This window comes from Paenibacillus sp. OV219 (assembly GCF_900110075.1).
Lineage (GTDB): Bacteria > Bacillota > Bacilli > Paenibacillales > Paenibacillaceae > Paenibacillus_Z.
Map to the genome: position 1 here is coordinate 352,684 of NZ_FOCJ01000004.1, position 22,205 is coordinate 374,888.

A 22,205-nucleotide genomic window follows, 5' to 3' on the forward strand; every position below is an offset into this window, starting at 1 on the left:
AGGCAGTTTAGCCCCTACTTGCTTTGAAACATTGTACCATTACCAATGCGGCTTTTCCATCCTTGAATAGGCAAGGCATTAAAATTCGACAATATCAAGCTGGCTGCATTAAAAATGGCGTGCCCGCCGGACAACTCCCGGAAGACACGCCGCTTTATCTATATGCTAGTTGAAAACAACCGTCTTGTTTTGATGAACGAGTAGCCGGTCTTCCACATGCCATTTGACCGCACGGGCAAGCACGACACGTTCAATTGTCCGGCCAATTCGTTTCAGGTTATCAACATCGTCACGGTGGCTGACACGCTGTACGTCCTGCTCGATAATCGGGCCGCCGTCGAGCTCTTCCGTTACGTAGTGAGCAGTCGCGCCGATGATTTTGACACCGCGGTTGTACGCTTGCGCATACGGTTTGCCGCCTACGAAAGCTGGCAAGAAGGAATGATGAATGTTAATAATTCGGTTCGGGAATTGTTCGATGAACTTCGGCGAAATAATTTGCATATAACGCGCGAGTACGATCAAATCTGCTTTGTCCGAAACAATTTCAATCTGCTTCTTCTCAGCGATCGCCTTCGTGTCAGGCGTTACCGGAATGTGATGGAACGGAATGCCGAATGACTCGACAAGGCGTTGCATGTCTGCATGGTTGCTTATGACCATCGCAATCTCTGCGTCCAGATCACCTGCCTGCCACTGCCAGAGCAGCTCCAGCAGGCAGTGATCTTCTTTGGAAACAAAGATGGCTAGACGCTTCTTGCGGCTTGCACGGAACGTAAGCCACTTCATCTCAAAGCGGTCTGCCACGCGTGCAAAATCCTCTTGCAGCACAGGAAGCTCTTTGTCGAGATCGTTCAGATCAAATTCAAAACGGATAAAGAACATGCCGCCGCCAGGATCCATCGAATACTGATCGGATTGTACAATGTTAGCGCCATGCTCATAAAGGAAATGGGATACGGCCGCTACAATTCCCGGACGGTCAGGGCAGGAGATGAGCATTCTCGCACGATGGCGTTTATCTGGCCGCTGTGCGGATTGCCCAGGCTGATGAATGTTTTGCATAGAGAGTTAGTCTTCCTTCCATCGACGAATAAGTGGTGGTGCGTAATATTATGCATTAACGAGCAATGTTTTGCCCGCAAACCAAGCTGTAATACGCTGGTTGATTCCTTCTTCAGAAATCTCCGGAAGAACGCGGTGCTCAGCAACAAGTTCATAGAGACGATCCATCGGCTCACGAGGATCAGCCTTCTTCGCTTTGGCGTCGTTCTTCAAAACGTCCCATACCGCAAGGACGTAGTCGCGGTGGCTGATGTCCTGTTTGTTGAAGAAATGGTGCAGACGCTCCACGTCCTCAAGGAATTCGCTGCCGAAACGCGTATGCGCTTCGCCGCGAAGCAAAGCGATTTCCGCTTCGTACATCGGACGCTGCGTCTTGTCATTCTGGCCGATCCAAGGCGTCTCCAGAATAAACGGACGACCCTTGAGCGCTTCATGATGAACGATGTTGCGGATGGCATCATGGCCGATCCAGCCAGCGCCGATCGGTGCATGGCGGTCTTTCCCAGCGCCGCGCGGGTTCTTGCTGTCGTTCACGTGAACAACGGCTACACGGTCAAGGCCAACGATGCTGTCGAACTGCTTCAGCACACCATCAAGATCATCGACGAGATCATAGCCAGCATCATGCATATGGCAGGTGTCCATACATACTGTAAGGCGCTCATTGGCGCTTACTTTATCAATAATCGCAGCGATCTCATCGAAACTGCGGCCGATCTCCGTGCCTTTGCCCGCCATCGTCTCAAGGGCAATGTTGACGTTCGTCTCTTTCGTGCCGTTCAGCACTTCGTTCAAACCTTCTGCGATACGAGCAATGCCGTACTCCGCGTCTTTGTCCGTGTAAGCGCCTGGGTGAAGCACGATATTACGTACGCCAATCGCGTCTGTGCGGCGAATTTCCTCTTGCAGGAAGCGAACCGCCAGCTCGAACGTGTCCTCTTTATACGAACCGAGATTAACAATGTAAGGGGCATGAACGATGATTTCGTCGATGCCTGCCGCGCCCATTGCCACCTTGCCGTCTGGAATATATAAATCTTCAATCGGTTTACGGCGCGTGTTCTGTGGAGCTCCCGTATAAATCATGAAGGTGTTTGAGCCGTAGGATACAGCCTCGTTCGTCGCAGTTAGCAAGCCTTTATCCGAAAATGAAACGTGTGAACCGATTTTTAACATGGACTAGTCCGCTCCTTTAGTGTTTTTTGCTTCTCTATCAGTTTCAGCAAAAATCACATGCATTAAAACAATGAATCTCGCATGCAAAAACGGAATTTGCCGTGCTTATACTGGCAAAACAGTTTTGTACGGCGATCATATAAATGCTTGTCCTTCCTATTTTACAAGGAATATTCAAATAAATCTAGGTTTAAGAAATCCCTCCTTGTTGCGAGCATAGGAAGAATTAGCATATAATTAAAGCGATTTAATTGCATCGGTTAGAGGTGAAAACAGCAGATGGCACCGAATTGGTTTATGTACTTTATTATGTTCTGGGCATTTGTCATGATTGGCTTTATGTCCATCGGCGGTTATTTCATGTTCCGTAAATTTCTTAAAGTGCTGCCGATGCGTGACGGTAAGTCCAAGCTTGATTGGCAGAACTATTGGGTGGAGCGCAGCCGCGGCATGTGGACGGATGACTCGAAGAGCTTCCTGGACCAGCTTGTTTCCCCGGTTCCAAGCGCGTTCCGCGACATCGCAAGACATTCAATCGCAGCGAAGATCGCGCAAGTAGCAGTTGAAGGCGGGTCGAACGAAGTGTCGCGCAGCCATTGTATTGAAGGATATATTAGAGCAACACCGAAACGGGATTACCGCAGCTTGATTACGTTCCTTGAGAAGGAGCAGATCGACTATACTTCGTATCGGCATTTGCTCAATAAATAAAGCCGCCAGCTTGGCGGCTTTTGCTGTACATAGCGACTAAATTAGTGTGGAAGTTAAGGAGGAGAGCACGGATGAAGATTGCTGTGACGGGCGGTACAGGCTATGTAGGAAGCCATGTGGTGAAGGCGCTTCATGAACGGGGCGATGAAGTCTGGATTATTTCTCGGTCGAGCAGCAAACAGTCAGCTAAGCCAGGTCTGCACCTCATAAGCTGGAAAGAGCTTGCGGACAACCCAAAGAAGCTGGGTGGCGTCGATGCCATCGTGAATTTGGCAGGTGAGTCGATTAGCCGTAGATGGACCAAGGAAGGCAAGCACGCCATCCTGCAGTCGAGGCTTGATGCAGCTAAAGCAATCGAGAAATTCGTCGCTACGGTTGATGTGAAGCCTCGCGTCGTCGTGAATGCATCAGGCATCTCCATCTATGGCAATAGCGCGCCTGACGAGACGGCGGCCGATGAATCGAGCCCGGCACGCATCGCAGATTTTCTCGCCTCGGTTGTCGAGAAATGGGAAGCCGCAGCGGACCGTATTCCAGTGGAGCGGCTTGTTAAGCTGCGAATCGGACTTGTGCTCGGCATGGAAGGCGGCGCCTTCCCGAAGATGGTGCTTCCTTACCGACTTGGCATCGGCGGCCGTATGGGTAACGGCAAGCAGTGGATCCCTTGGATTCACGAGGTAGACATGACGCGCCTCATTCTATTCTGCCTCGATAACCCTGATGTGGCAGGACCGGTCAATGCTTGCGCTCCAGAGCCGATCACGAATGACGCTTTCGGCCGCGCCATCGGCAAAGCGGCAGGCAGACCGCACTGGTTCCCCGTCCCCGCATTCTCGTTGAAAGCTGCGCTTGGCGAGCTATCTATGCTGCTCCTGGAAGGCTCACGAGCTGTGCCTCGCAAAGCACAGGATAACGGCTTCGTCTTTAACTATTCCACCGTCGAGAAAGCCTTCGAGCAGTTGTTTAGAAGACATTAATTCATCGCTAAAAAAACAGCCATGTAGCAGGGAGATGAGTGCTCTCTCCTTGTCACATGGCTGTTGCTACTTATTACTTCTTCTTACTGTCGTATGCTTTTTGATAGATGTCCAAATAGTGCGTCAGATTCAAGCCATCAAAGCCCTTCACATAGCTGTCCCATTCAGCATCCGCCAGCTTCTTGGAGCCTGTAACGAACTGTGCCATATTCGAGCGAACGTATTCATTGATCTGAGTACGCAGCATAATCGTTTCCTTCGCATCGTTCTCATCCATGAAGATGGTAAGCGGGAACGTCTCTTCCGGCTGCTTGTTCTCGTAATTATTCGCCGTTTCAGTGAAGAGTCGGAACTCATAACCTTGTTGAGAGAACATATCAGCTGGAGCCGTCCAAGACTCACGAATCGCGCGTGTCCGTCTTGTGATACCCATTTGATCCCACGTATCGTTGAACGTCGTCTCCGTCGAATCCCAATATTTTGGCTTCAGGCTGTATTTGGCAGGGTTGCCGTGAACATCCTTCTCGCCATCCGGAGCCTTCGCCCAGTAGTTCCCTTCCAGTCCATATTCGTTCATGACGGCATACTCTTCGGAATACATGTAATCAGCCATTTTGATCGCTGCAATGGCTTCTTCCTCTGAAGCCTTATTCGTGATGGCAAACTGCCCGTTACCATAAGCTTTATAATAACCGGAATAGGCGACTCCGCCCGGACCTTTAAGCGGCGGTACCGTTACATAATCCTTATGACGAGTCTGCCCATCTGCCAAGCTGAAGGCCATGCCAATATGGCCAGCCGTCACGCTTCCGACGATATTATCGCCTTCTTTGTTGCCCACTTGCGCCATTTGGTCGATATTTTGCGTGAATGCTTCTTTATCGATCAAGCCTTCGCTGAAGAGCTTGTTAATGTAAGTCAGACCGTCGCGCCACTCCGGTTGATTAGCCGACAGTTGCACTTTACCGTCCTTCAAGTAGAAGAAGTCTTCGTCATTATCATAAATAAAGCCATTCATTAAGAAATTGGAAGGAATCGCATGCCAGGTATTAAAGGCGCCAGTCAGTGGAATCTCATCTGCTTTGCCGTTTCCGTTCGGATCCTGTGTCTTGAATGCTTTCAGCACTTCGAAATATTCATCCGTCGTCGTCGGCATTTTGAGACCCAGCTTATCTAGCCACGTCTTGTTAATCCACAGCTTCTGCGAGTACCAGCAGTGGAAGCAGTCATTGATATGCGGAAGCGAATAAATGTTGCCGTCCGGCGCCGTAATCGCATCCTTCAGATCCTTATCCTCCGTGAACGCACGCTTGATTTCATCACCATATTTGTCGATCAGATCGTTGAGCGGTCTTAGAATGCCCTGCTTACCGTAGTCGATCTGCTCCGCCTGCGTGAAGTCACCCGAGAGAAAGACCGCCGGATAATCACCGCTCGCCAGAATCAGCTTCTTCTTATCCGCTGCGTTGGCGCTTGGCGTTGCATCAAATTTGAACTTAATATTAAGCTTGTTCTCCGTAAACTTCGTTACTTCATTCGTAGTAATGTCCTCGATCTTAGGAGAAACGCTGATGAATGTATTTAACGTGACGGTTTTACCGGTATCGACCTTATTGCCCGAACCATTGTTTGATCCCGTATTGCCGCTATTGCTAGTATTGTTGCCATTGTCGCCATTGCTTCCGCATGCTGTTGCAGTGATGAGTAAAGCGATCATGACTAGTAAAGCTAGCATTTTCGAACTTTTTGTCATCTTCAAAGCAGACGCCTCCTCAATGATATTCATCTTAACACGCTTCATTCTTCTCGCACATAATTCGTTACAGTTAATTGAGCTTGCTTCACCTCCATAACCGAGTAAGATTAACTAGCCTTTCAGAGAACCGATCAGAATGCCTTGTACAAAATATTTCTGAACAAAAGGATAGATGGCGAGTATCGGCACTGTAGCGACTACGATAAGCGAGAATTTAAGCAAATCACGTAGACCCTGCATCGCGGCCATCTTGTTGGCGTCCACCATCATGCTGGAGTCAATGGAATTCAGAATGAGAATATTACGCAGCACAATTTGAAGTGGAAACAACCCCTGTGACTTTAAGAAAATTAGTGCTTCAAAGTAGGCATTCCAATGCCCAACCGCATACATGAGCACCAATACGGCCAGAATCGGTTTCGACAATGGCAAGACGACCCGCCATAAGAAGCCTATGTCCGTGCAGCCGTCGAGCTCTGCGGCTTCCCCTAGCTCCTTCGGAATGCTGGACTGAAAGAAGGTACGGGCGATAATGACCTGCCAGACCGCCATTGCACCAGGGAGCAGCATGGCCCATCTCGTATCCAGAATGCCAAGATTTTTCACCGTCAAGTAGTATGGAATCAGACCGCCGCTGAACATCATCGTAATGACTAGTAAGACCATGATGATATGTCGGCCATAGAACGTAGATTTGGAGATCGGGTAGGCTAGCATAATAGTCAAGCATACGTTGATCATGACCCCGAACACCGTATATAAGAGCGAGTTGCCGTACCCCGTCATGATTTGCGGGTTAGAGAAGATCGCCTTATAGCCAGCCAAGCTGAAGTCTACCGGAAATAGCCATACTCTCCCACTGATCACCGCTTGAGGCGAGCTAAAGGATGAGCTCAGAATATAGATTAACGGATACAGCACTGCAAGCAGGATAATCGACAAGAAAGCATAGACCACTGTCAAAAACAGCTTATCTCCAAACGATTCTCGAATTGCGTTTGTACGCGCCACCTTTGTACGCCCCCTACCATAAGCTGCTTTCTGACACACGCCTAGCAAAATAATTGACGCTTAGCAGCAGAATGAGATTGATGACCGAATTGAATAAATCGACTGCAGCAGAGAAGCTGAAGTTCGCGCCAAGCAGACCGATCTTATACACGTAGGTTGAGATAACCTCCGAAGTGCTTGTGTTAAGCGGATTTTGCATCAAATATATCTTTTCAAAGCCTACATTCATGATCTGTCCAACGTTCAGGATAAGCAAAATCGTCGCAGCAGGCATGATGCCGGGAATATCGATATGCCATACTTTCTGGATGCGTGACGCCCCGTCCACCCTGGCTGCTTCATACAAATCGGTATTAATGCCGGCCAGCGCCGCCAAATAGATCACCGCGCCGTAACCGATGCCTTGCCATATATTCGACCATACGAAGATGCTGCTGAAGTAGCTCGGAACACCCATGAAGTTAATGGCTTCCATGCCAAATGCGCTCAGGATATGATCGATAAAGCCAAGTCTGGGAGATAGAAACAGAATGATCATGGAAACCATGACAATCGTCGAAATGAAGTAGGGTGCGAACGTCACCATTTGAACGAACCGTTTGAAGCGCATGCTCCGCACCTCGTTGAGCGCAAGTGCCAAAATAATCGGTGCTGGAAATCCAATAAGCAGCGAGTAGGTACTAATGATAAGCGTGTTCTTAATCAGCATCCAGAAATTCGGCGACTTAAAGAACGTGTTGAAATTAGCTAAACCGACCCATTCGCTTCCGAGGATGCCTCGTACCGGACTGAATTCCCGAAAGGCAATTTGAGCGCCGTACATCGGGATATATTTGAAAATAACCAAATACGCTAGCGGGAGCAGAACAAGCAGATAGAGCTGCCAATGCCGCTTAATGCGTTTGCCCCGATCCCTCAGCAGGAGCAAGCTGCCACTGACGCGGGCTTCCGATTTCTTCCTTTCGATTACTCCTGTCGATGAAGACATGCTTTCACTCACATCCCTTATATGAAGTTTGACCTCGATTGCTTTCAACGATAATGGACACGTGAGGGCGCCGACAACAACCACAAATCCGGCAGATGTTCAATTTTCTAAAGCCGCGCCATTACTGGAGTTCCGGCGTATATCGCTCAACTTTCCGCGGAGCGCTCACCTTTCCGATTAAGCCTGTAAACAAAAAAAGACCGTTCCACAAGCAGCGATTCTGCTTGTGGAACGGTCCTTATGTTTATTACATCGCATGACGTTTACGGAAGTCGACGGGTGATATGCCTTCAACTTTGCGAAAGACGCGTCTAAACGTTGCCGCATTCACGTAGCCGACATGCTCACCGACTTCCTGAATCGAATCCGGTTGCTCGAGCAGCCGCCTCTTCGCTTCGGAAATTCTTAGCTGTGACAAGTAATCAAGAAAATTCTCGCCAAACTCTTCTTTATACAGCTGGCTGATATATTTGGCGCTTATGCCGAATTTATCTGCCAGATATTCAAGTGATAGCTCCGGATTAGAGAAGTATCGACCGATGTAGCCTCTAATTTCCTGCAAGAGCTGATGATGCATGCGCCCACTGTACAATTGGCCCATCTGATCGGCATACAACTGCAACGTCGCGTAGCAGAGACTTTGCAGCTCGTCTAGCGTATCGAACTCATCTATGATTTGGCGCAAGGATTCTGAGGCTTCGGACATCCAAACATCATAATAATCCTTAGAAGCCTGAGACAGCTGAAGATCCATATGTGCGACAAAATAACGGGACAGCTCGGCAATCTCACTCTTCGGCAAGTAACAGCTTCTCATACCGCTAAACATGGCGTCGAAGCTCTCCCGCCAGTTCTCTTCGTGAAGGCGAAAATGTTGGATAAGCCGATGGATCGCCTGCAGATGCGTATTTGTTGCTTTCACCGTCGCCACCTGCTGCGTGTCGCTGTAATGGATGACCCGGTTGTGGCCAAGAGCTGCCTTGAAAGTCAGCGCCTCCAATGCTTGTTTATTGGACACTCCCGCCAGCTCAGCGACTGCATCAGCCTCCCCAAGACCGATAGATACCGTGAAGGCTAAATGCTGATGGATCCACGTGGTAATACGTTCGCATATTACTTCTGCCTCTTCTTTCGAGGAATCCGGCAAAAACAATATGCCAGTCATTTGCAGCATGGATGTCCATTCAAGCCAGATCGGAATGTCGTGCTGTGTGAACAATTCATGTGTTGCGCTGCTGATGACGAATTTGAATAAAGACTGGTCGCGGCTCTTATACTGATTGAATACTTGCTCCGGTTGATCAATTTCGATAACGAATACCCGCTGCTTATCGTGCTGGGGCAACGCCGCTGGATCAATAGCTTCCTCCTGCACGCCTCTCTCGAGCTGCAGCAATTCCATGAATAGAGTCTTTCGCTTGCTGATAGCCGATGCTTCGGCTTCTTTTCGAAACAGCTTGGTCTGCTCGGCAAAGTTGTTGATAGCCGTTTCGATGAACGTAAACTCATCCACCGCCAGCCTTCCCAGCGTCGGCTTTCCCGATCCGAATTGATCTTGAATCCGAAAAACGAGCTCTTCGATCGGCTTATAGTTTTTGCGAGTAATATACACAATGAAGACACTGCCAGCTAAGAAAATAATGAATCCCAGCACGAGCCATATACTCGATAAATGCGAAATCAAGGCAACTACCTTACCATTCACAACACCACTCTCAACCGTCCAGCCAGAATATAGAGACGTCTGACTCGCCAGAACCTTACCTGATGTGTTCGTTTCATCTTGCATAAAAAGTTGCTGATTGCCGCGATCATACAACTGAACGAACGCTTGGTCTGGGTTGTACATCTCCTTAATCATCGCGCGAAGCGATGCCACGCTGACATTCACAACAATAAGTCCGTCCGCGCCGCTGCCAACGGAAACGCGATGAACGAGACTAATAACACTTTTAGGCTTCTGAGCGACCAGTTCATGATATGGACGAATCGAGCTCCACGTAGAGGTATGACTTTCTACGCTGTTCTGTTGGCTGCGAATGAACGCGATGTCTTTGAAATCATCCATCTTCGTTGTCTTCCCGCTGAAGACGATGCCGTCTTTGTAGCGTACCAAATAGTAGGAATCAATGATCGACAGCTCATGCTGAATTTGCTGCATTCGATTGACGACCTGATAGTTTAGAAACACGTTATCATTGCCGTTTGCCAGGAAGAAATCGCTTAGCAGATTGCTGGATACCAGTTCACGAATCATCATCGTGTCCAGCGACTTTAAGCTGACATCGACCGTTTGGAGCAGCTGGCCTACAAAGACCTTACTGGCTTCTTTCGTATTGCGGTTATTTTGCTCGACGAGTGTTTGGAAGAAGACGAAGAAGAGAAAAGAAAACATAATAAAGAAGATTGGCAAGTAGGACCAAATCATTCTTCGCAGCCATGTACGGTTCAAAATAGCATCATTCCTTTAAAGGAAGTTTGCGCGTATTCATGGTGAGATTTCCGAATGTAACCGTATTCATTACTTCTCATTATACTCGCAGCTGTAATTACCGTCCATGCAACTATTGGTAGTAATTGTATCACCCTGCTCGAAAAACATATTTCGGGCCCTTCTCACCTGCAAGCTGAATCAAATCATTGTCGCTCAGCTCATATGCCTTGTACGGGATCATCGTATTCCCATTTAACGTACTGCCGTTGCGGGAGCCCATATCCTTGGCTGACCAGCTCCCTTTGCTATTGATAAACTCAAGATGAGCTCTCGAAATGCCATGCGAGGAGTCTGCATATTGGACGCCTTCTGCTAATCTTCCAATAATAAAATGCAGCTGCGCAAGCCTAATCCTCTCGGCCCCTTCACCTAATTGGCGTTCAAGCCATGACGAACTGTCATTAGCGGTTACTGCTCCTCCTTTAGTAATTTGAGTACTTTGAGTACCTTGCCCACCGCCTAATAAAACCGTTGCATCACGAGATGCCGGTTGCTGATAAATCGGCTGATGTTTAGCGTTAATCTCCAGCTCATCCGGCTGCTTAGTGATAGCCAATTTCTGAGATAAGAGCGGAGCTTCGCCGCCTCTTACCACTGACTCCATATTAGCCAAATGCTGATGAACCGGCGTATTTTGCTTCTGTACTAGCGACGATTTGGATGTCAGCTTGCCGAGCAGCCGAGAGTCAGGAGTGAAGCTGTCTTCCTCCCCCCATTCACCTGGCTGGGCCCAGCCTGATTCATGCTCAGTTGCATGACTACTCTTCTTCTGACGAAAGACTAACAGTATAGCAATCGCCAGTACACTCAATCCGCTGCTCATGAGCAAGCTTGTGCGAGATGGTGACGCCATATACAGATAGCGCCAAATCAAGCCATTCACGAGCACGAAGATCGCTCCAATAATCCACTTTGTTCGGGTGACGGACGCTTCTGCTCGCTCAGACTCCGGTAGCTGATCAGCCATCGGCAGCTCGTGCTCAAACTCTTCAGGCAAATGGGCTCGCGATGTCCTTGCATGGTTTACCGTTCCAAAGCGAAGAGGCTCAAGCCGTTCTTCTTCTTTAACAGTCTGATGCTCCTGCACGCGAACCGGCTCAAATTCAATCGCCTCTAATTCTCCGGTTCGCTCAGCCCGATAACCGTCGCCAAGCAGCGATAACAGCGTCTGCCTCAGGCTTGTCCACGAAACATACTCATCTCGCAAATACTGAAACACGCGCTGAAGTCCCGCTCCGTCAGGCTGATCAATAACGCTGACAAAACGAACCGCCATCGCAAGTACAGCTTCTCCTGCCGATGTGACCATTCGCTCGCCTCGCAGCGGCACATACACAAGTGAAATATTTTCCCAGCTGTCGCCAATAAAGATGTATTGCTCATGCAGAAGGAAATTGTCCGCTCTCAGCATGTAATGCCGGCAGTCGTCGAGCGTTTCCACAATAGCGAGGAGCACCGTATAGAATTCTTGCATAGATAGCTGCTGCGTCTGAAGCCGGTGGAGCATGATCCTCTTACCTGTAAATAGATATCTGAATGTAATTTGACCATCCATATCGATCCACTGCACAGGGAGCAGCATCGGAATTCGCTGACTCTGCAGCATTTGAATTTCCAGCTGGTCGAGCCTCTCCCTCGTTATTCCGGATTGAAGATCAACAATCAATTCATTGCCGCGTTTCATAGCAAAATCAATCTTTAGTTCATCCATCAGCATCGTTTGTCCCTCCTCTCATTGCTAAGCCGGTATGAAATACCATGCCGTTATTACACCAGGCACGACCGCGATCATGAACGGAAAGCGCGTTCCTTCCGTCTTGCTCGTAACGAGCACGGATACGATGCCTGACATCAACTTTCTCCCTGACGCCTTGTTGAAGGCAAGCATCAACGCGCCTAGCAATCCGCCGTACAGAATGGAATTCATCAGGACATAAAGAACATTCACCGCGCCAATCACCGCTCCTAGTGCTGCAAAAAACTTCACGTCCCCTGCGCCGATTCCGCGTAGCGCATATAAGACAAGCAGCGGCAGCAGACCTGCCAGCCCGCCAACCAGCGCATAACCAGCACCAGCGAGCCCTTCTGCGATCAAGTGATACAGCACACCTGCTCCAAAGAACGAAGCGGTTAATGCATTTGGAATGCGCATCGACCTTATATCGTTTACGAAAGCAGCGGCAACGAGCAGAACAACCATCGTGCTAACAAATACGCCTCCCATGCTTAGGTCCCTCTATTCCTTAATCAGACTTCTTCTCTACGACAAAATGTCTCGCTGCTTTGCCCCCATCGCTGGAAGTAACAACGATTTCCCATACACCAGGTGTTGTGTTGCCCGAAACGAGCCAAGTCCACTCCGCCATACCATCGTCGCTCGCATTCGTATTACCCAGATGCTTCGCAACGCTTCTGCCACTCTTATAGATCACTTCGATAGACAGGCTTCTACCTGGTGTTGTCTTCACTACCACTCTTGCTTTATTGCCTCGCCTGAGAGGAGTTGGCTCCACGAGTACGATTTGGATCGGATCCGTAAGTCCCGCGGTGCTAGCATTGCCAGATAAAGACGGAGTCGGATCACTGACCCATACCCGCTCCTCCGCTTGCTCCTTGAGTACAATTGCTTTCTTGGTGAAAGGAAATCCCAGCTTGAAGGTGTAGGAAGCTTCGATTAGCATGAAGGCGTCCTGCTTGCTCTTCAAATCCGGCAGTGACAGCTTGCTGAGATGTAGCTGTTCCGGTTCAAGCACTGATGTGTCCGCCGCCCGGATCAGCAGCGGCTCGACAATCAAGCGGCCAATCTCTGTTGCAGCTGCATCTTGGACTGGCTTCCAATCTCCGCGCAGCGCAGCCGCAAGTAGAGGTCCGGATGGCGACGGAAGCCAGCTCTCCAGCTTGTCTGCCACAATACTTATTCCAGGCAGCTCCGCCAGAGTCGAAGATTGTGAGTTCTCCTCTTCTGCTACTGCTTCTCCATCAGCATCATCGCTTGGAGTAAACTTCTCCATGGCGAGCTCCACAGGATGAATGTTCGCCGCGGCTTCTCTCACCGTTTGTGAGACGGCGCCATGAAGCGCCATCTGCACCATACTGAGCCGTATGAAACAGATCAGGAAAATGAACACCATAAGCACAATCGGCATAATCAACGAGGCTTCCAGCGTTATGCTCCCGTGCTCACTCCGCCTCCGCTTATCCATAGGACCAACCGATTGTGCGGGTCGTTTCATAGCGATTCCCTTTCACCTTCCCGTTCAAAATACCGCTCGCCGTGAAGCTCTTCATCAGCCCCGGCAGAAACCAGAGATTTACCGATGCCGTAAGCTCGCCTGTCAATCCCGTAGATACCCGCGACAGGTCGGTGTCCGTGTTCTGCTCAATAACTGCAATTATTCTTGCGATTCGTGCCTCGCTGACGCCATGAATGATGAGAAATAGCCGCAAATAATCCAAATAACTAAGCTCCGCCGGAGCGTATTTGGACAATGGGATGCTTCCCTTCTGAGCGAGTGTCGCCATGTCTGCCATCGCTTTTTCGATGCCGTACAGTACCGCAGCGGAGAACACGAGCAGTGGATGTCCAAGCGCACGGCATTCGATGAAGCCCTCCATCGTTCGCACGGCAAGTCTTAGTGCAAACAGTTCGCCGTAAGCAGCCGACACATTGGAGGCCGGCTCATGAAAGCCATAAAGAATATATTCCACTTCCTGATTCTCCAGTGCTAGCGCTTGGGAGAATGTCCCTTGCTGCCCATTACTCAATGCGAACTGCTTAGGATCAAAGGCTTCGAACCGATGCGCCACATACTCGTTAATGTAGAGCGGATCGCGGACATCCTCCAGTAGATCTGCCATGCCGCTATAGATCGTCCCCACCGCGCTCATCGACTGCCTCACCGTCTCGCCGGAATCCTCTCCAAGCGACTCACTGCTAGGAACTTCAGACTGTGTAGCAGCTTGATTAAACTCCAAGTTGGCTTCCATTCGCTGCTTCACTTGTTGGAACGCATTACGGTTCTCCTCTTGATCGGGAGCAGACTTCATTTGCTCCAGAAACTCTTTGATTTCACCAAGCTTGCTGCTCGCAGCCGCCTCATTTGCTTTCCGCTCCCGGTCGCTCGCTTGGCGTTTCATGCGCTCCGACTCCCTCGATTGAATGATCGAGCCCGTCGCTCCATAGAGCTGCTTATAATCTTTATAGAAGCTCTGCAAGCTTTGGAGTGCTAGTTGCATGGACGACAAAGATCCTTGCTCCGCAAGCGCTGAGCTAACAGAAGCTTTAAATGTTGCCGCTTGGTTGCTCACACGCTGAATAGCTCCTGCTTGCTGCTGCAGTTCCCCTTCATAGGCCTCGAACCAGCCAGCGTCAAGCACAAGCTCCAAGACAGCACCTCTTGTCTGCTGCAAATTACTCAGATCAGTCGAAGTCATTGAGGTCGGCTCGCGACCTGCGATCTCATTCTGGCTTACACGGTCATAACCACCGCCTGCTTGCGATTCGCTGATCTCGTCAGCCGCCGCTTGTATCGAAGCGTTATACCGCTTCGCCTCTAGCAGTGCTTCCTGCGCTCGCTGCTCATACTCGCGATGGTGGCTAAGCGCCTGACTGCCGCTAGTAGCAATAGAGGTCGAGCCAGCCACGGCATTGTTTACATAAGCAGCTATCTCCGCTTGGTGCATTGGTTCTTCACCCTCTTCCAGCGATGCATCCTCGTTCCTCCAGCTCACATAATTCCCGTAGCCGTTAACAATGGATGACGCCGTAGATGAAATCAGAGCTGGCAGCCGCTCCGAAGCAGCGGCTGCGGCTTGCTTCTGAAAGGCAAGCACTTCATCAAGCCGCTTCTCCCGCTCCTCATATAGCTGCTGAACTTGCGATAGTAGCTCTACTGAGCTCGATGCTTCTTTCATTGCTCCAGCAATTGGCGCAAACTTCGAGGCGATCTCGAGCGTAAAGTCGATCGGCGCCTTATACTTCAGCTCCTCCAGCACCTGCCGTTTAAATACCGCATGATTGCCAAGCACTTCATAGCTGTCCACATGTGATGCTTCCGTCTTCATATCCAGTAATCTGAAGCTATCTGCTGTCTCCGCCGTCCAATTATGCTTTACAGCATGATCGAATAACTCCCCCCGATCGGATCCGCCAGTGCCGAATAAGCCATATTGTTCATACAATCCAGCATCGTAGGCTGACAATGCTGAACGAATGCCAGACTGTGTGGCAAGCTCGGTCTGCCTCTCAAAAGCTGCGATTCTCGCAAAATCAATAAGCAAAGAAGTGAGCAGCAGCATCGCAGCAGTCGAAACAATTAAATAAAGGCTAACTGCGCCATCTGCCCGCCTCCAGAAACGAGCAACTGAGTAACCGCTCAATCTCAATGCTGCCACCGCCCTCCCGCTCCCTTCGTTCAACCGCTTATTTACCGACCTCGTTCATCCAGTATCTGTCTTCCCTGTTCTCTCTCGCCTCTGTGTTCAGACCCGCCAAATCGGTCTGCATAATAACGGACCAAATCGACATTTCTAATGAGCTCCACCGGGTCCACAACAGCCGCGCTGCTCACCGTTTGAGGCTCCGAGTTCCCTTTCAATAGATCCAATATCGGGATGGACATAGGATGACGAAGCTTCACAACGATTTCCTTCTCCAGTATCCCGGTAACAGAAATCTCGCCGGCAAGCGGCTCCATAACGTATCCTGCTCCAGATTTAAGCTTGCGCTCCGTGAGCGGGATTGTACCATCCTCATTTCGTGATGACGGTACGGACGGTCCAATCTGTACAGCCACAGTCACTTCCTCTCCTTCACTTGCTTGACTTCCGCCACTGTTAAACAGCGATTGCAATGCGCCATTCTCCGCCATCCGCCAGTACAATCCGTCATATTGACCTGTCAGACCCATCCCGCTCATCGCGTCTCGGTAGCTGTTATCAAAGCGAAAGGCAGTCCGTTCTGCGGCAAGCGAAGCATTCTTGTAAAGGACGACATGCTGGTAGGTGTACATGCTAAGCAGCAGTAACGCTAGGAGCGCTATAAAAATCGAAGGAAAGACCACGCTCGCCTCCAGTGTAAAGCTGCCATCCTCCCTCTTTAGCAACTCCCGCCATGCACTCGTATTAGTTGAAGATCTCGTTCGCTTTTTCATCCGCGTCACCCATCAAGCTCTTCATTAATTCAATAATCCAATCCTTAAACAGCAGCGCCAAAATAATAATGACCGCAATAATCAGCACGATCTCTAACGTGCCAATCCCTTCTTCTTCCTTCCAAAATCGTTGTATTGCTTGGCCTACATTGTTCATCATGTAGTCACTCCTTCTCGTTATGAATTACCTTATTAATAGAATCGCCGGCGAAGCGACGAGCGTCATCAGAATAAAAAAAATACCGACCAGTGGGAACACCAGCTTCGACGAGGCTTCCTCGCCGCGCGCCCTTGCCACCGCTTTGCGCTTCTCCCAAATGGAGTACGACAGCTCCTTCAAGGAGAGCGCGAGTTTATCTCCACCACGCCTGTAATTGAGCAGCAGTGTCGTCGTAAAGAGAGAAACCTCCTGCACCGCGCATCGTCTACTAAGTAGCTCCAGTGCTGCTGCGAATGATTCACCGTTGCGCACCGCTTCATTCACCTTGCGCAGTTCAATGAGCAGCGGTTGATTCGCCTTCTCATCCCTTCGTTCCGCACAGCGCAGCAGTGCCCGCTGTATGTTCTCACCCGCTCCAATCAACAACATGAGCTTACTCATCACCTCTGGCAGCAGCAGCAACATGTCCTGTCTGCGCTTCTCGACTTTTGTCGTGGCATCTCTCCACTTCGCGGCGGGAATGACGATCCCGAGCAGCAGCCCGATATAGAGCAGTGCTTGCTCACCGCTTAGAGCGCTCAGCCAAGCCGCTCCACAAACTGCGCCATAACCGGCCGCTGCCACTACAGCTATGTAGCTATTCGTTGAATGGAGCGACCAGCTACTGCCGTGAAGGATAAACAGCTTGCTATGCAGACTTGCAGTGAGCGGCCCCATCCGGTCCAGAATACCCGACCGTTGCAGCAGGAATAAGAACGGAGCTCTAACCAAGCGGTCGATCGGTTCTTTGGAACGACAACCCCCACCTCCATTTCCTTGCCGATCACAGTAAATTACAACCGCTAGCCATGCTATAGACAGCACACAGCCGATTACATTTGATAGGACCATCCCGGCCTCCTCAGCCTGAAGCTTGTTTACATGCGAATATTCATAATCCTAATCATGAGTGCGTAGCACAGACCGAGTATCAGAAGTGCCGCTGTGAGCAGAACATAGCCTATCCCGCCATACAACGGAGCCATATAATCAGGAGCTGCAAAACTCATGAAAGCAAGAAACACGAAAGGAACAGCCATCATAATGCGAGATTCGAATCGCTTCTGTGCGATCATAACGGCAATATCCTGTTGAATGTCCAGCTTCTCCCCGATCGTCTGCGAAGTTCGGCGTATCACTTCAACCAAGTCTCCACCGGAACGTTTGCATGTCGCAAACACATCGGCGAATTGTGCAATATCGTCCATACAAGCCCGCCTGCTGAAATCGAGCAAAGCCTGCTCAAGCGACTCGCCGAATGCCATTCGAGCTTCAATAATTTCGAATTCGATAAGAATGTCGGTTTGCGGATTCGGGTATAACAGCCGCAGGTCCGTAAGCGCCGTGACGAAAGCATTCTCGACAGATCTGCCGGCTGCCAGTGAAGAAGCGATAGAATAGAGCGCTTCTTTAAATTGCAGTGACAACCGCAGTCTTCGCCGAGCAAGCAACGATTGGCGGTGAAAACGTGGAGCAGCAATGCCCGCCACAGCAAGCACGGCAGCAGCAATCATGGAATGGTAGAACAGGTACGCTGCTATAAATACAATCAAGTAGCCGGCGCATGCCGCGATATGAAATTCACGCCTAGTCAAATGATACTGATCATAACGCGGCAGCTTACCTGTCCCTCCCGCTGCCCTCGAGCTTCGCTCATCAACCGATTCCCCTGGCCAACCTAGCCAATGCAACCAACCGTTCCATCGGTTCTGCACCTGCTGCGCTCTCTTCAAGCCCCCTCACGCTCCGCTATCGCACCCATCCCGGCCATCCGCAGCTTCCAGCTCCGCTGCAACCGATGAGCAGTTCGTCTCAGCTCGCCAATTACTCGTCCCTCATATTCATCCTCTTCAACGAAGGAGTAGATTGGCTCAATCATGACTTCACCGCCAACTACACCGGTCACCTCGCATATTTCAGTCACTCTCCGCGTACGGTCACGCAGTCTTGACAGATGGACAATAATATCAATAGCCGAGCTGATCTGCTGCCGAATGACTCCAATTGGTAGGTCCGCGCCGCTCAATGCCATCGTCTCCAGACGAGCAGTCATATCCCTCGCGCTATTACTATGGCCCGTGGATAAGCTGCCATCATGACCAGTGTTCATCGCTTGGAGCATGTCGATGCACTCCCCTCCCCGAACCTCGCCTACGATAATCCGGTTCGGTCGCATCCTAAGAGACGCTCGAATGAGCTCCCTCATTGAGATCGCCCCTTTCCCTTCAGTATTCGCGTTCCGTGTCTCCAAAGAGACGAGATTCGGCACCGAACGGATTTGCAGCTCTGCCGCATCCTCAATCGTTACGATTCGTTCATCCGCAGGGATAAACTGCGACAATGCGTTAAGAAAAGTCGTTTTACCAGAGCCTGTTCCACCACTTATAAAAATGTTGTATTTCGCCTTAACCAGCGCCTCAAGCAGAACAGCTGAATCCTCCGACAGTGCTTCTCGCGCAATCAGATTATCCATCAGCAGCGGCTTCTCGGGAAATTTACGAATGGTCATTGTCGGCCCTTTCAGCGCAATAGGCGGCAGCACAATATGTACCCGTGAGCCATCCTTCAGCCGCGCATCAACGATTGGCGAAGATTCATTCACGACACGGTTTACAGCTGCGACGACCGTTTGAATAAGATCCTCCAGCCGCTCCTTACTCTCGAATGCCGAAGGCAGCCGGCTGAGCTGACCATCCCGCTCCACGAACAGTTCCTCGTGACCATTGATCATAATCTCCGTGATCGAAGGGTCATCCATTAGCGGTTGAAGCAAATCCAATCCGCGAAAAGCATGAAATAATCGGTGAACGAGCACCGCCTTCTCCGCTGCCGCCATCGGATGATCCCGGCACCACTGGAACACCGTCCGTTCAATCCGGCTCCTGAATGCCTCATCCGTCATTGCACTACCAAGCTCAAGCTGGCCGCGTATTTGCTCCTTTAGCAGCAGTACTGTCGCTTCGTCCACCGCGCTCGCCCCCTCCTGAAATTCCAAGCCGGCCCATCAGTACTTCAACCGCCCCTCGATACGCCGATGTGCCAGCTCCAAACCCAAGCCAGCCATCGCCGCAGCCGTCTCCTTCCGACAGCTCCAGTACATAAGGAAGCTCACCTCCGCCCCCAACCTGCACGATTTGAACGTTATGTTTCATCTGATGAAATGCATCTCCGTACTTCTGCTTGCCATACTCCTTCGCCAGCTCCATTTTCCGTATGCTGACCGGGTGCCGCGAGACAAGCCATATCACATGCTGGCTAGCTTCAAACACGCCAATATGCATGGAGTCCATCCGGCTATCCAAATCAGCGACAACCATGTCATAATCGCCGGTCTCCTTTATGGTCTCGATCAGCTTCGTTACATGCTCGGCTGTAAGTGATAATCGCTCATCAGCATTCTTGCATGGGGCAATGTAATCAACACCTAACGCCACATGCCGTTTTCGCAGCGCAATAAGCTGCGTGACAGCGCGCTCTGGTTCGGTTTGAACCAAATAGAGCAGCTGCGCCATATCCTCGCTTCCCTCTTGCACCTCCCCTAGCACCCACGAGTTCCACTGCTCGAGGTTCAAATAGAAGACACGCGCTCCCGAGATGGCAGCCTGCTGGCAGATCTGCATGGCGAGAGTCGTCTTCCCGATACCACCGGAAGCAGAGTAAACGGTAACGACAGCCATCCTCCCTCCGTCCGAGGCACTGCTCCGACTCTGAAAAGCCGAACCGCCATAAGCTGCGAAAGCAGCGGTTAAAGCTTGCAACAATTGCGGCAACGGTTGTATCCTCACAATTTCATGTACGTACCCTGACGTCCGACCGCCGCTTCCATCCACAAGCGCAGCAACCGGCAGTCCGTCTGCCAAGCCGCCAAGCTCACCTAACAGCTCTATATCAGCAGCGAGCAAATCGACTGTATATCCCTCGCGGATAAACCTAAGCAAAGCTGCCGGATTCGTAAAAACAGTCAGCTGCCAGCTCTCCCCGAAAGACGAATGGCGAATATAGTCCGCGAGCCGCTCGGTATAATCCGTATCTACGGCAGCAAGAATGAGGCTTTTCTTATTCATAGTTCACACTCCTTCGGCTTCTAGCAAGGACGAAATAGACGCAAAAAAGCACCGTAACGACGCAGATCATCTGCGCAGTTACGGTGCTTCCGTAAGCAGTCCTATTTAATAATTGACCATAATTTACCACGAAAGCTGTCATATCGTCAAACATTTTTTGAGCAAGCTGGTACCAGCGCCATATCGCCGCAGATCCGTTCTTACCTTCGTTCTTCCATAAATATTCACAAATAAATAAGTTGCTTATCTTTTGTAAGTCAACTATACTTAGGTAAGTAATCAACCAATAAGTAAGTTACTTATTTTTACAATTAAACCAACACCAAGGAGAGGAAGATATACAATGACACAAACAAACACAGTGGTTTCAACTGAAACCGCAATTCGCGAGCGCCACTCGGTTCGCCAATACAAGAGAGATGTCGTTATTCCGCAAGAAACATTGAACGAAATTTTGGAGCTGGCTGCTGCGGCGCCATCGTCTTGGAACCTGCAACAATGGCGTTTCCTCGTCGTTCAAGAGCAAGCTCAGAAGGACCTGGTTCTTCCAATCGCATACGGACAACAGCAAGTTTCTGACGCTTCCGCAGTTGTAATCGTTCTTGGCGACCTTCAAGCGCAAATTACTGGCCGCGAAATCTTTGACGGCATGCTGGCAGCTGGCCACATTTCGCAAGAAATCCGCGACAACATGGTAAACCAAATCGAAGGCGCGTACTCTTTCGAGCAAGTAGCGCGTGACGAAGCGAACAAGAACGCAGGCCTTGCTGCCATGCAATTGATGCTTGCAGCGAAAGCAAAAGGCTACGACACAGTCGCAATGGGCGGCTTCGACAAAGCGAAGCTCGTAGAAGCACTGAACGTCCCTGAGCGCTTCATCCCAGTAATGATGATCGCAATCGGCGAAGCAGCAGCACCAGGACGTCCAACTCCGCGCCTTCCGCTCGACAAGCTCGTAATCAACGAAACATTCTAATTCAACCTTTTTCTTTATCATACAATAGCGAAAGCCCTCCGTTCTCAGAAATGAGAATTGCGAGGGCTTTCATCATTTTTGGGCATACTATCAATGGATCGTTCTTTCGCCATGCTCTAGGTCCGTCCCAGTAACCAATTGTACCGGGGCCAGAGCATGCGTGGTCGTAGCGGCGTCAGCGCCGCCGAAGAACAATCCGATCTCCCGCTCAGCACTTGCCGGGGAATCCGAGCCATGTACAATATTGCCGGCAATATCGAGGGCGTAATCACCGCGAATCGTGCCTGGCGCTGCTTCCACCGGATTCGTCTTGCCAATGATGGACCGCGCATTCTCTATCGCATGTTCCCCTTGCCATATCATCGCGCAGACAGGTCCGGACGTTAAGTAATTAACCAGTTCGCCGAAGAATGGCTTCGCCTTCAGTTCTCCATAGTGCCGCTCCGCGAGTGCCCTGTCAATCGACCGCAGCTGAATCGCCACAAGCGTAAATCCTTTCTGCTCAAACCGCGTAATGATCGGTCCTATTAATCCGCGCTTCACACCGTCTGGCTTCACCATCACAAATGTCTGTTCTACTTGCACGTTCTGTAATCCCCTTTCTCAAAAGCGTAAGCCTGCTGACAGAAAAACGGC

The 22,205-nt window shown here is 50.3% G+C and carries 20 protein-coding genes; 3 read left to right on the top strand and 17 right to left on the bottom strand.

The window, feature by feature from the left end; translation table 11 throughout:
• Nucleotides 1–165: 165 nt before the first annotated feature.
• Together purU and BMY11_RS13345 are read right to left on the bottom strand one after the other, a co-directional pair.
• The gene (gene purU / locus BMY11_RS13340; protein ID WP_090576505.1) at nucleotides 166–1,065 is read right to left on the bottom strand and encodes a formyltetrahydrofolate deformylase; all 900 of its coding nucleotides are present in this window, start codon (nucleotides 1,063–1,065) and stop codon (nucleotides 166–168) included.
• 48 nt (nucleotides 1,066–1,113) lie between these two features.
• Nucleotides 1,114–2,241, bottom strand: coding sequence for a deoxyribonuclease IV (locus tag BMY11_RS13345; protein WP_090576508.1), 1,128 nt, complete (start codon nucleotides 2,239–2,241; stop codon nucleotides 1,114–1,116).
• 279 nt (nucleotides 2,242–2,520) lie between these two features.
• Between BMY11_RS13345 and BMY11_RS13350 the strand changes: the two genes are divergently transcribed.
• Nucleotides 2,521–2,952, top strand: coding sequence for a DUF2621 family protein (locus BMY11_RS13350; protein ID WP_090576511.1), 432 nt, complete (start codon nucleotides 2,521–2,523; stop codon nucleotides 2,950–2,952).
• Nucleotides 2,953–3,023: 71 nt separating this feature from the next.
• Nucleotides 3,024–3,929, top strand: a complete 906-nt coding sequence (locus BMY11_RS13355) for a TIGR01777 family oxidoreductase (protein ID WP_090576513.1) — start codon at nucleotides 3,024–3,026, stop codon at nucleotides 3,927–3,929.
• A gap of 73 nt (nucleotides 3,930–4,002) precedes the next feature.
• Here the strand turns inward: BMY11_RS13355 and BMY11_RS13360 are convergent, their stop codons facing one another.
• From BMY11_RS13360 to BMY11_RS13425, 14 genes are all read right to left on the bottom strand, one after another.
• Nucleotides 4,003–5,688 (bottom strand): type 2 periplasmic-binding domain-containing protein, encoded by a 1,686-nt coding sequence (locus BMY11_RS13360; protein WP_177182623.1) that lies wholly within the window; start codon nucleotides 5,686–5,688, stop codon nucleotides 4,003–4,005.
• Nucleotides 5,689–5,796: 108 nt separating this feature from the next.
• Nucleotides 5,797–6,696 (bottom strand): carbohydrate ABC transporter permease, encoded by a 900-nt coding sequence (locus tag BMY11_RS13365; RefSeq protein ID WP_090576519.1) that lies wholly within the window; start codon nucleotides 6,694–6,696, stop codon nucleotides 5,797–5,799.
• A 13-nt stretch (nucleotides 6,697–6,709) separates the two neighbouring features.
• Nucleotides 6,710–7,684, bottom strand: coding sequence for an ABC transporter permease (locus tag BMY11_RS13370; RefSeq protein ID WP_090576521.1), 975 nt, complete (start codon nucleotides 7,682–7,684; stop codon nucleotides 6,710–6,712).
• Nucleotides 7,685–7,931: 247 nt separating this feature from the next.
• The gene (locus tag BMY11_RS13375) at nucleotides 7,932–10,136 is read right to left on the bottom strand and encodes a helix-turn-helix domain-containing protein (protein ID WP_090576524.1); all 2,205 of its coding nucleotides are present in this window, start codon (nucleotides 10,134–10,136) and stop codon (nucleotides 7,932–7,934) included.
• A 130-nt stretch (nucleotides 10,137–10,266) separates the two neighbouring features.
• Nucleotides 10,267–11,895, bottom strand: a complete 1,629-nt coding sequence (locus BMY11_RS13380; RefSeq protein ID WP_090576526.1) for a DUF6382 domain-containing protein — start codon at nucleotides 11,893–11,895, stop codon at nucleotides 10,267–10,269.
• Between the two features lie 21 nt (nucleotides 11,896–11,916).
• The gene (locus BMY11_RS13385; RefSeq protein WP_090576528.1) at nucleotides 11,917–12,402 is read right to left on the bottom strand and encodes an A24 family peptidase; all 486 of its coding nucleotides are present in this window, start codon (nucleotides 12,400–12,402) and stop codon (nucleotides 11,917–11,919) included.
• A 19-nt stretch (nucleotides 12,403–12,421) separates the two neighbouring features.
• Nucleotides 12,422–13,411, bottom strand: coding sequence for a TadE family protein (locus tag BMY11_RS13390; protein WP_143069264.1), 990 nt, complete (start codon nucleotides 13,409–13,411; stop codon nucleotides 12,422–12,424).
• On the bottom strand, nucleotides 13,374–15,572 hold the full coding sequence (locus BMY11_RS13395; protein ID WP_143069265.1) for a hypothetical protein: 2,199 nt from the start codon (nucleotides 15,570–15,572) through the stop codon (nucleotides 13,374–13,376). The genes BMY11_RS13390 and BMY11_RS13395 overlap by 38 nt, the downstream gene beginning before the upstream one ends.
• A gap of 32 nt (nucleotides 15,573–15,604) precedes the next feature.
• On the bottom strand, nucleotides 15,605–16,330 hold the full coding sequence (locus tag BMY11_RS13400; RefSeq protein WP_177182624.1) for a hypothetical protein: 726 nt from the start codon (nucleotides 16,328–16,330) through the stop codon (nucleotides 15,605–15,607).
• Entirely contained in the window at nucleotides 16,302–16,490 is a 189-nt protein-coding gene (locus BMY11_RS13405; protein WP_177182625.1) for a Flp1 family type IVb pilin, read from the bottom strand. Before BMY11_RS13405 ends, BMY11_RS13400 begins: the two co-directional genes overlap by 29 nt.
• 24 nt (nucleotides 16,491–16,514) lie before the next feature.
• On the bottom strand, nucleotides 16,515–17,381 hold the full coding sequence (locus tag BMY11_RS13410) for a type II secretion system F family protein (RefSeq protein ID WP_090576541.1): 867 nt from the start codon (nucleotides 17,379–17,381) through the stop codon (nucleotides 16,515–16,517).
• Between the two features lie 26 nt (nucleotides 17,382–17,407).
• A complete protein-coding gene (locus BMY11_RS13415) occupies nucleotides 17,408–18,262 on the bottom strand; it encodes a type II secretion system F family protein (RefSeq protein WP_256217445.1) in 855 nt (284 codons plus the stop codon).
• Complete coding sequence (locus tag BMY11_RS13420; protein WP_256217446.1) at nucleotides 18,259–19,497, bottom strand: TadA family conjugal transfer-associated ATPase; 1,239 nt, start codon at nucleotides 19,495–19,497, stop codon at nucleotides 18,259–18,261. Before BMY11_RS13420 ends, BMY11_RS13415 begins: the two co-directional genes overlap by 4 nt.
• On the bottom strand, nucleotides 19,445–20,593 hold the full coding sequence (locus tag BMY11_RS13425; RefSeq protein WP_090576544.1) for a P-loop NTPase family protein: 1,149 nt from the start codon (nucleotides 20,591–20,593) through the stop codon (nucleotides 19,445–19,447). Before BMY11_RS13425 ends, BMY11_RS13420 begins: the two co-directional genes overlap by 53 nt.
• Before the next feature lie 343 nt (nucleotides 20,594–20,936).
• Between BMY11_RS13425 and BMY11_RS13430 the strand changes: the two genes are divergently transcribed.
• Nucleotides 20,937–21,569: a nitroreductase family protein gene (locus BMY11_RS13430; RefSeq protein WP_090576547.1), complete on the top strand. Its 633-nt coding sequence runs from the start codon at nucleotides 20,937–20,939 to the stop codon at nucleotides 21,567–21,569.
• 90 nt (nucleotides 21,570–21,659) lie between these two features.
• Here the strand turns inward: BMY11_RS13430 and ndk are convergent, their stop codons facing one another.
• Entirely contained in the window at nucleotides 21,660–22,154 is a 495-nt protein-coding gene (gene ndk, locus BMY11_RS13435; protein ID WP_090576549.1) for a nucleoside-diphosphate kinase, read from the bottom strand.
• Nucleotides 22,155–22,205 lie beyond the last annotated feature (51 nt).

What these genes read in the sequence shown, in the direction of transcription:
- purU (WP_090576505.1), bottom strand. Translation starts at nt 1,065, where the DNA reads ATGCAAAACATTCATCAGCCTGGGCAATCCGCACAGCGGCCAGATAAA.
- BMY11_RS13345 (WP_090576508.1), bottom strand. Translation starts at nt 2,241, where the DNA reads ATGTTAAAAATCGGTTCACACGTTTCATTTTCGGATAAAGGCTTGCTA.
- BMY11_RS13350 (WP_090576511.1), top strand. Translation starts at nt 2,521, where the DNA reads ATGGCACCGAATTGGTTTATGTACTTTATTATGTTCTGGGCATTTGTC.
- BMY11_RS13355 (WP_090576513.1), top strand. Translation starts at nt 3,024, where the DNA reads ATGAAGATTGCTGTGACGGGCGGTACAGGCTATGTAGGAAGCCATGTG.
- BMY11_RS13370 (WP_090576521.1), bottom strand. Translation starts at nt 7,684, where the DNA reads ATGTCTTCATCGACAGGAGTAATCGAAAGGAAGAAATCGGAAGCCCGC.
- BMY11_RS13380 (WP_090576526.1), bottom strand. Translation starts at nt 11,895, where the DNA reads ATGCTGATGGATGAACTAAAGATTGATTTTGCTATGAAACGCGGCAAT.
- BMY11_RS13385 (WP_090576528.1), bottom strand. Translation starts at nt 12,402, where the DNA reads ATGGGAGGCGTATTTGTTAGCACGATGGTTGTTCTGCTCGTTGCCGCT.
- BMY11_RS13390 (WP_143069264.1), bottom strand. Translation starts at nt 13,411, where the DNA reads ATGAAACGACCCGCACAATCGGTTGGTCCTATGGATAAGCGGAGGCGG.
- BMY11_RS13400 (WP_177182624.1), bottom strand. Translation starts at nt 16,330, where the DNA reads ATGAAAAAGCGAACGAGATCTTCAACTAATACGAGTGCATGGCGGGAG.
- BMY11_RS13405 (WP_177182625.1), bottom strand. Translation starts at nt 16,490, where the DNA reads ATGATGAACAATGTAGGCCAAGCAATACAACGATTTTGGAAGGAAGAA.
- BMY11_RS13410 (WP_090576541.1), bottom strand. Translation starts at nt 17,381, where the DNA reads ATGGTCCTATCAAATGTAATCGGCTGTGTGCTGTCTATAGCATGGCTA.
- BMY11_RS13425 (WP_090576544.1), bottom strand. Translation starts at nt 20,593, where the DNA reads ATGAATAAGAAAAGCCTCATTCTTGCTGCCGTAGATACGGATTATACC.
- BMY11_RS13430 (WP_090576547.1), top strand. Translation starts at nt 20,937, where the DNA reads ATGACACAAACAAACACAGTGGTTTCAACTGAAACCGCAATTCGCGAG.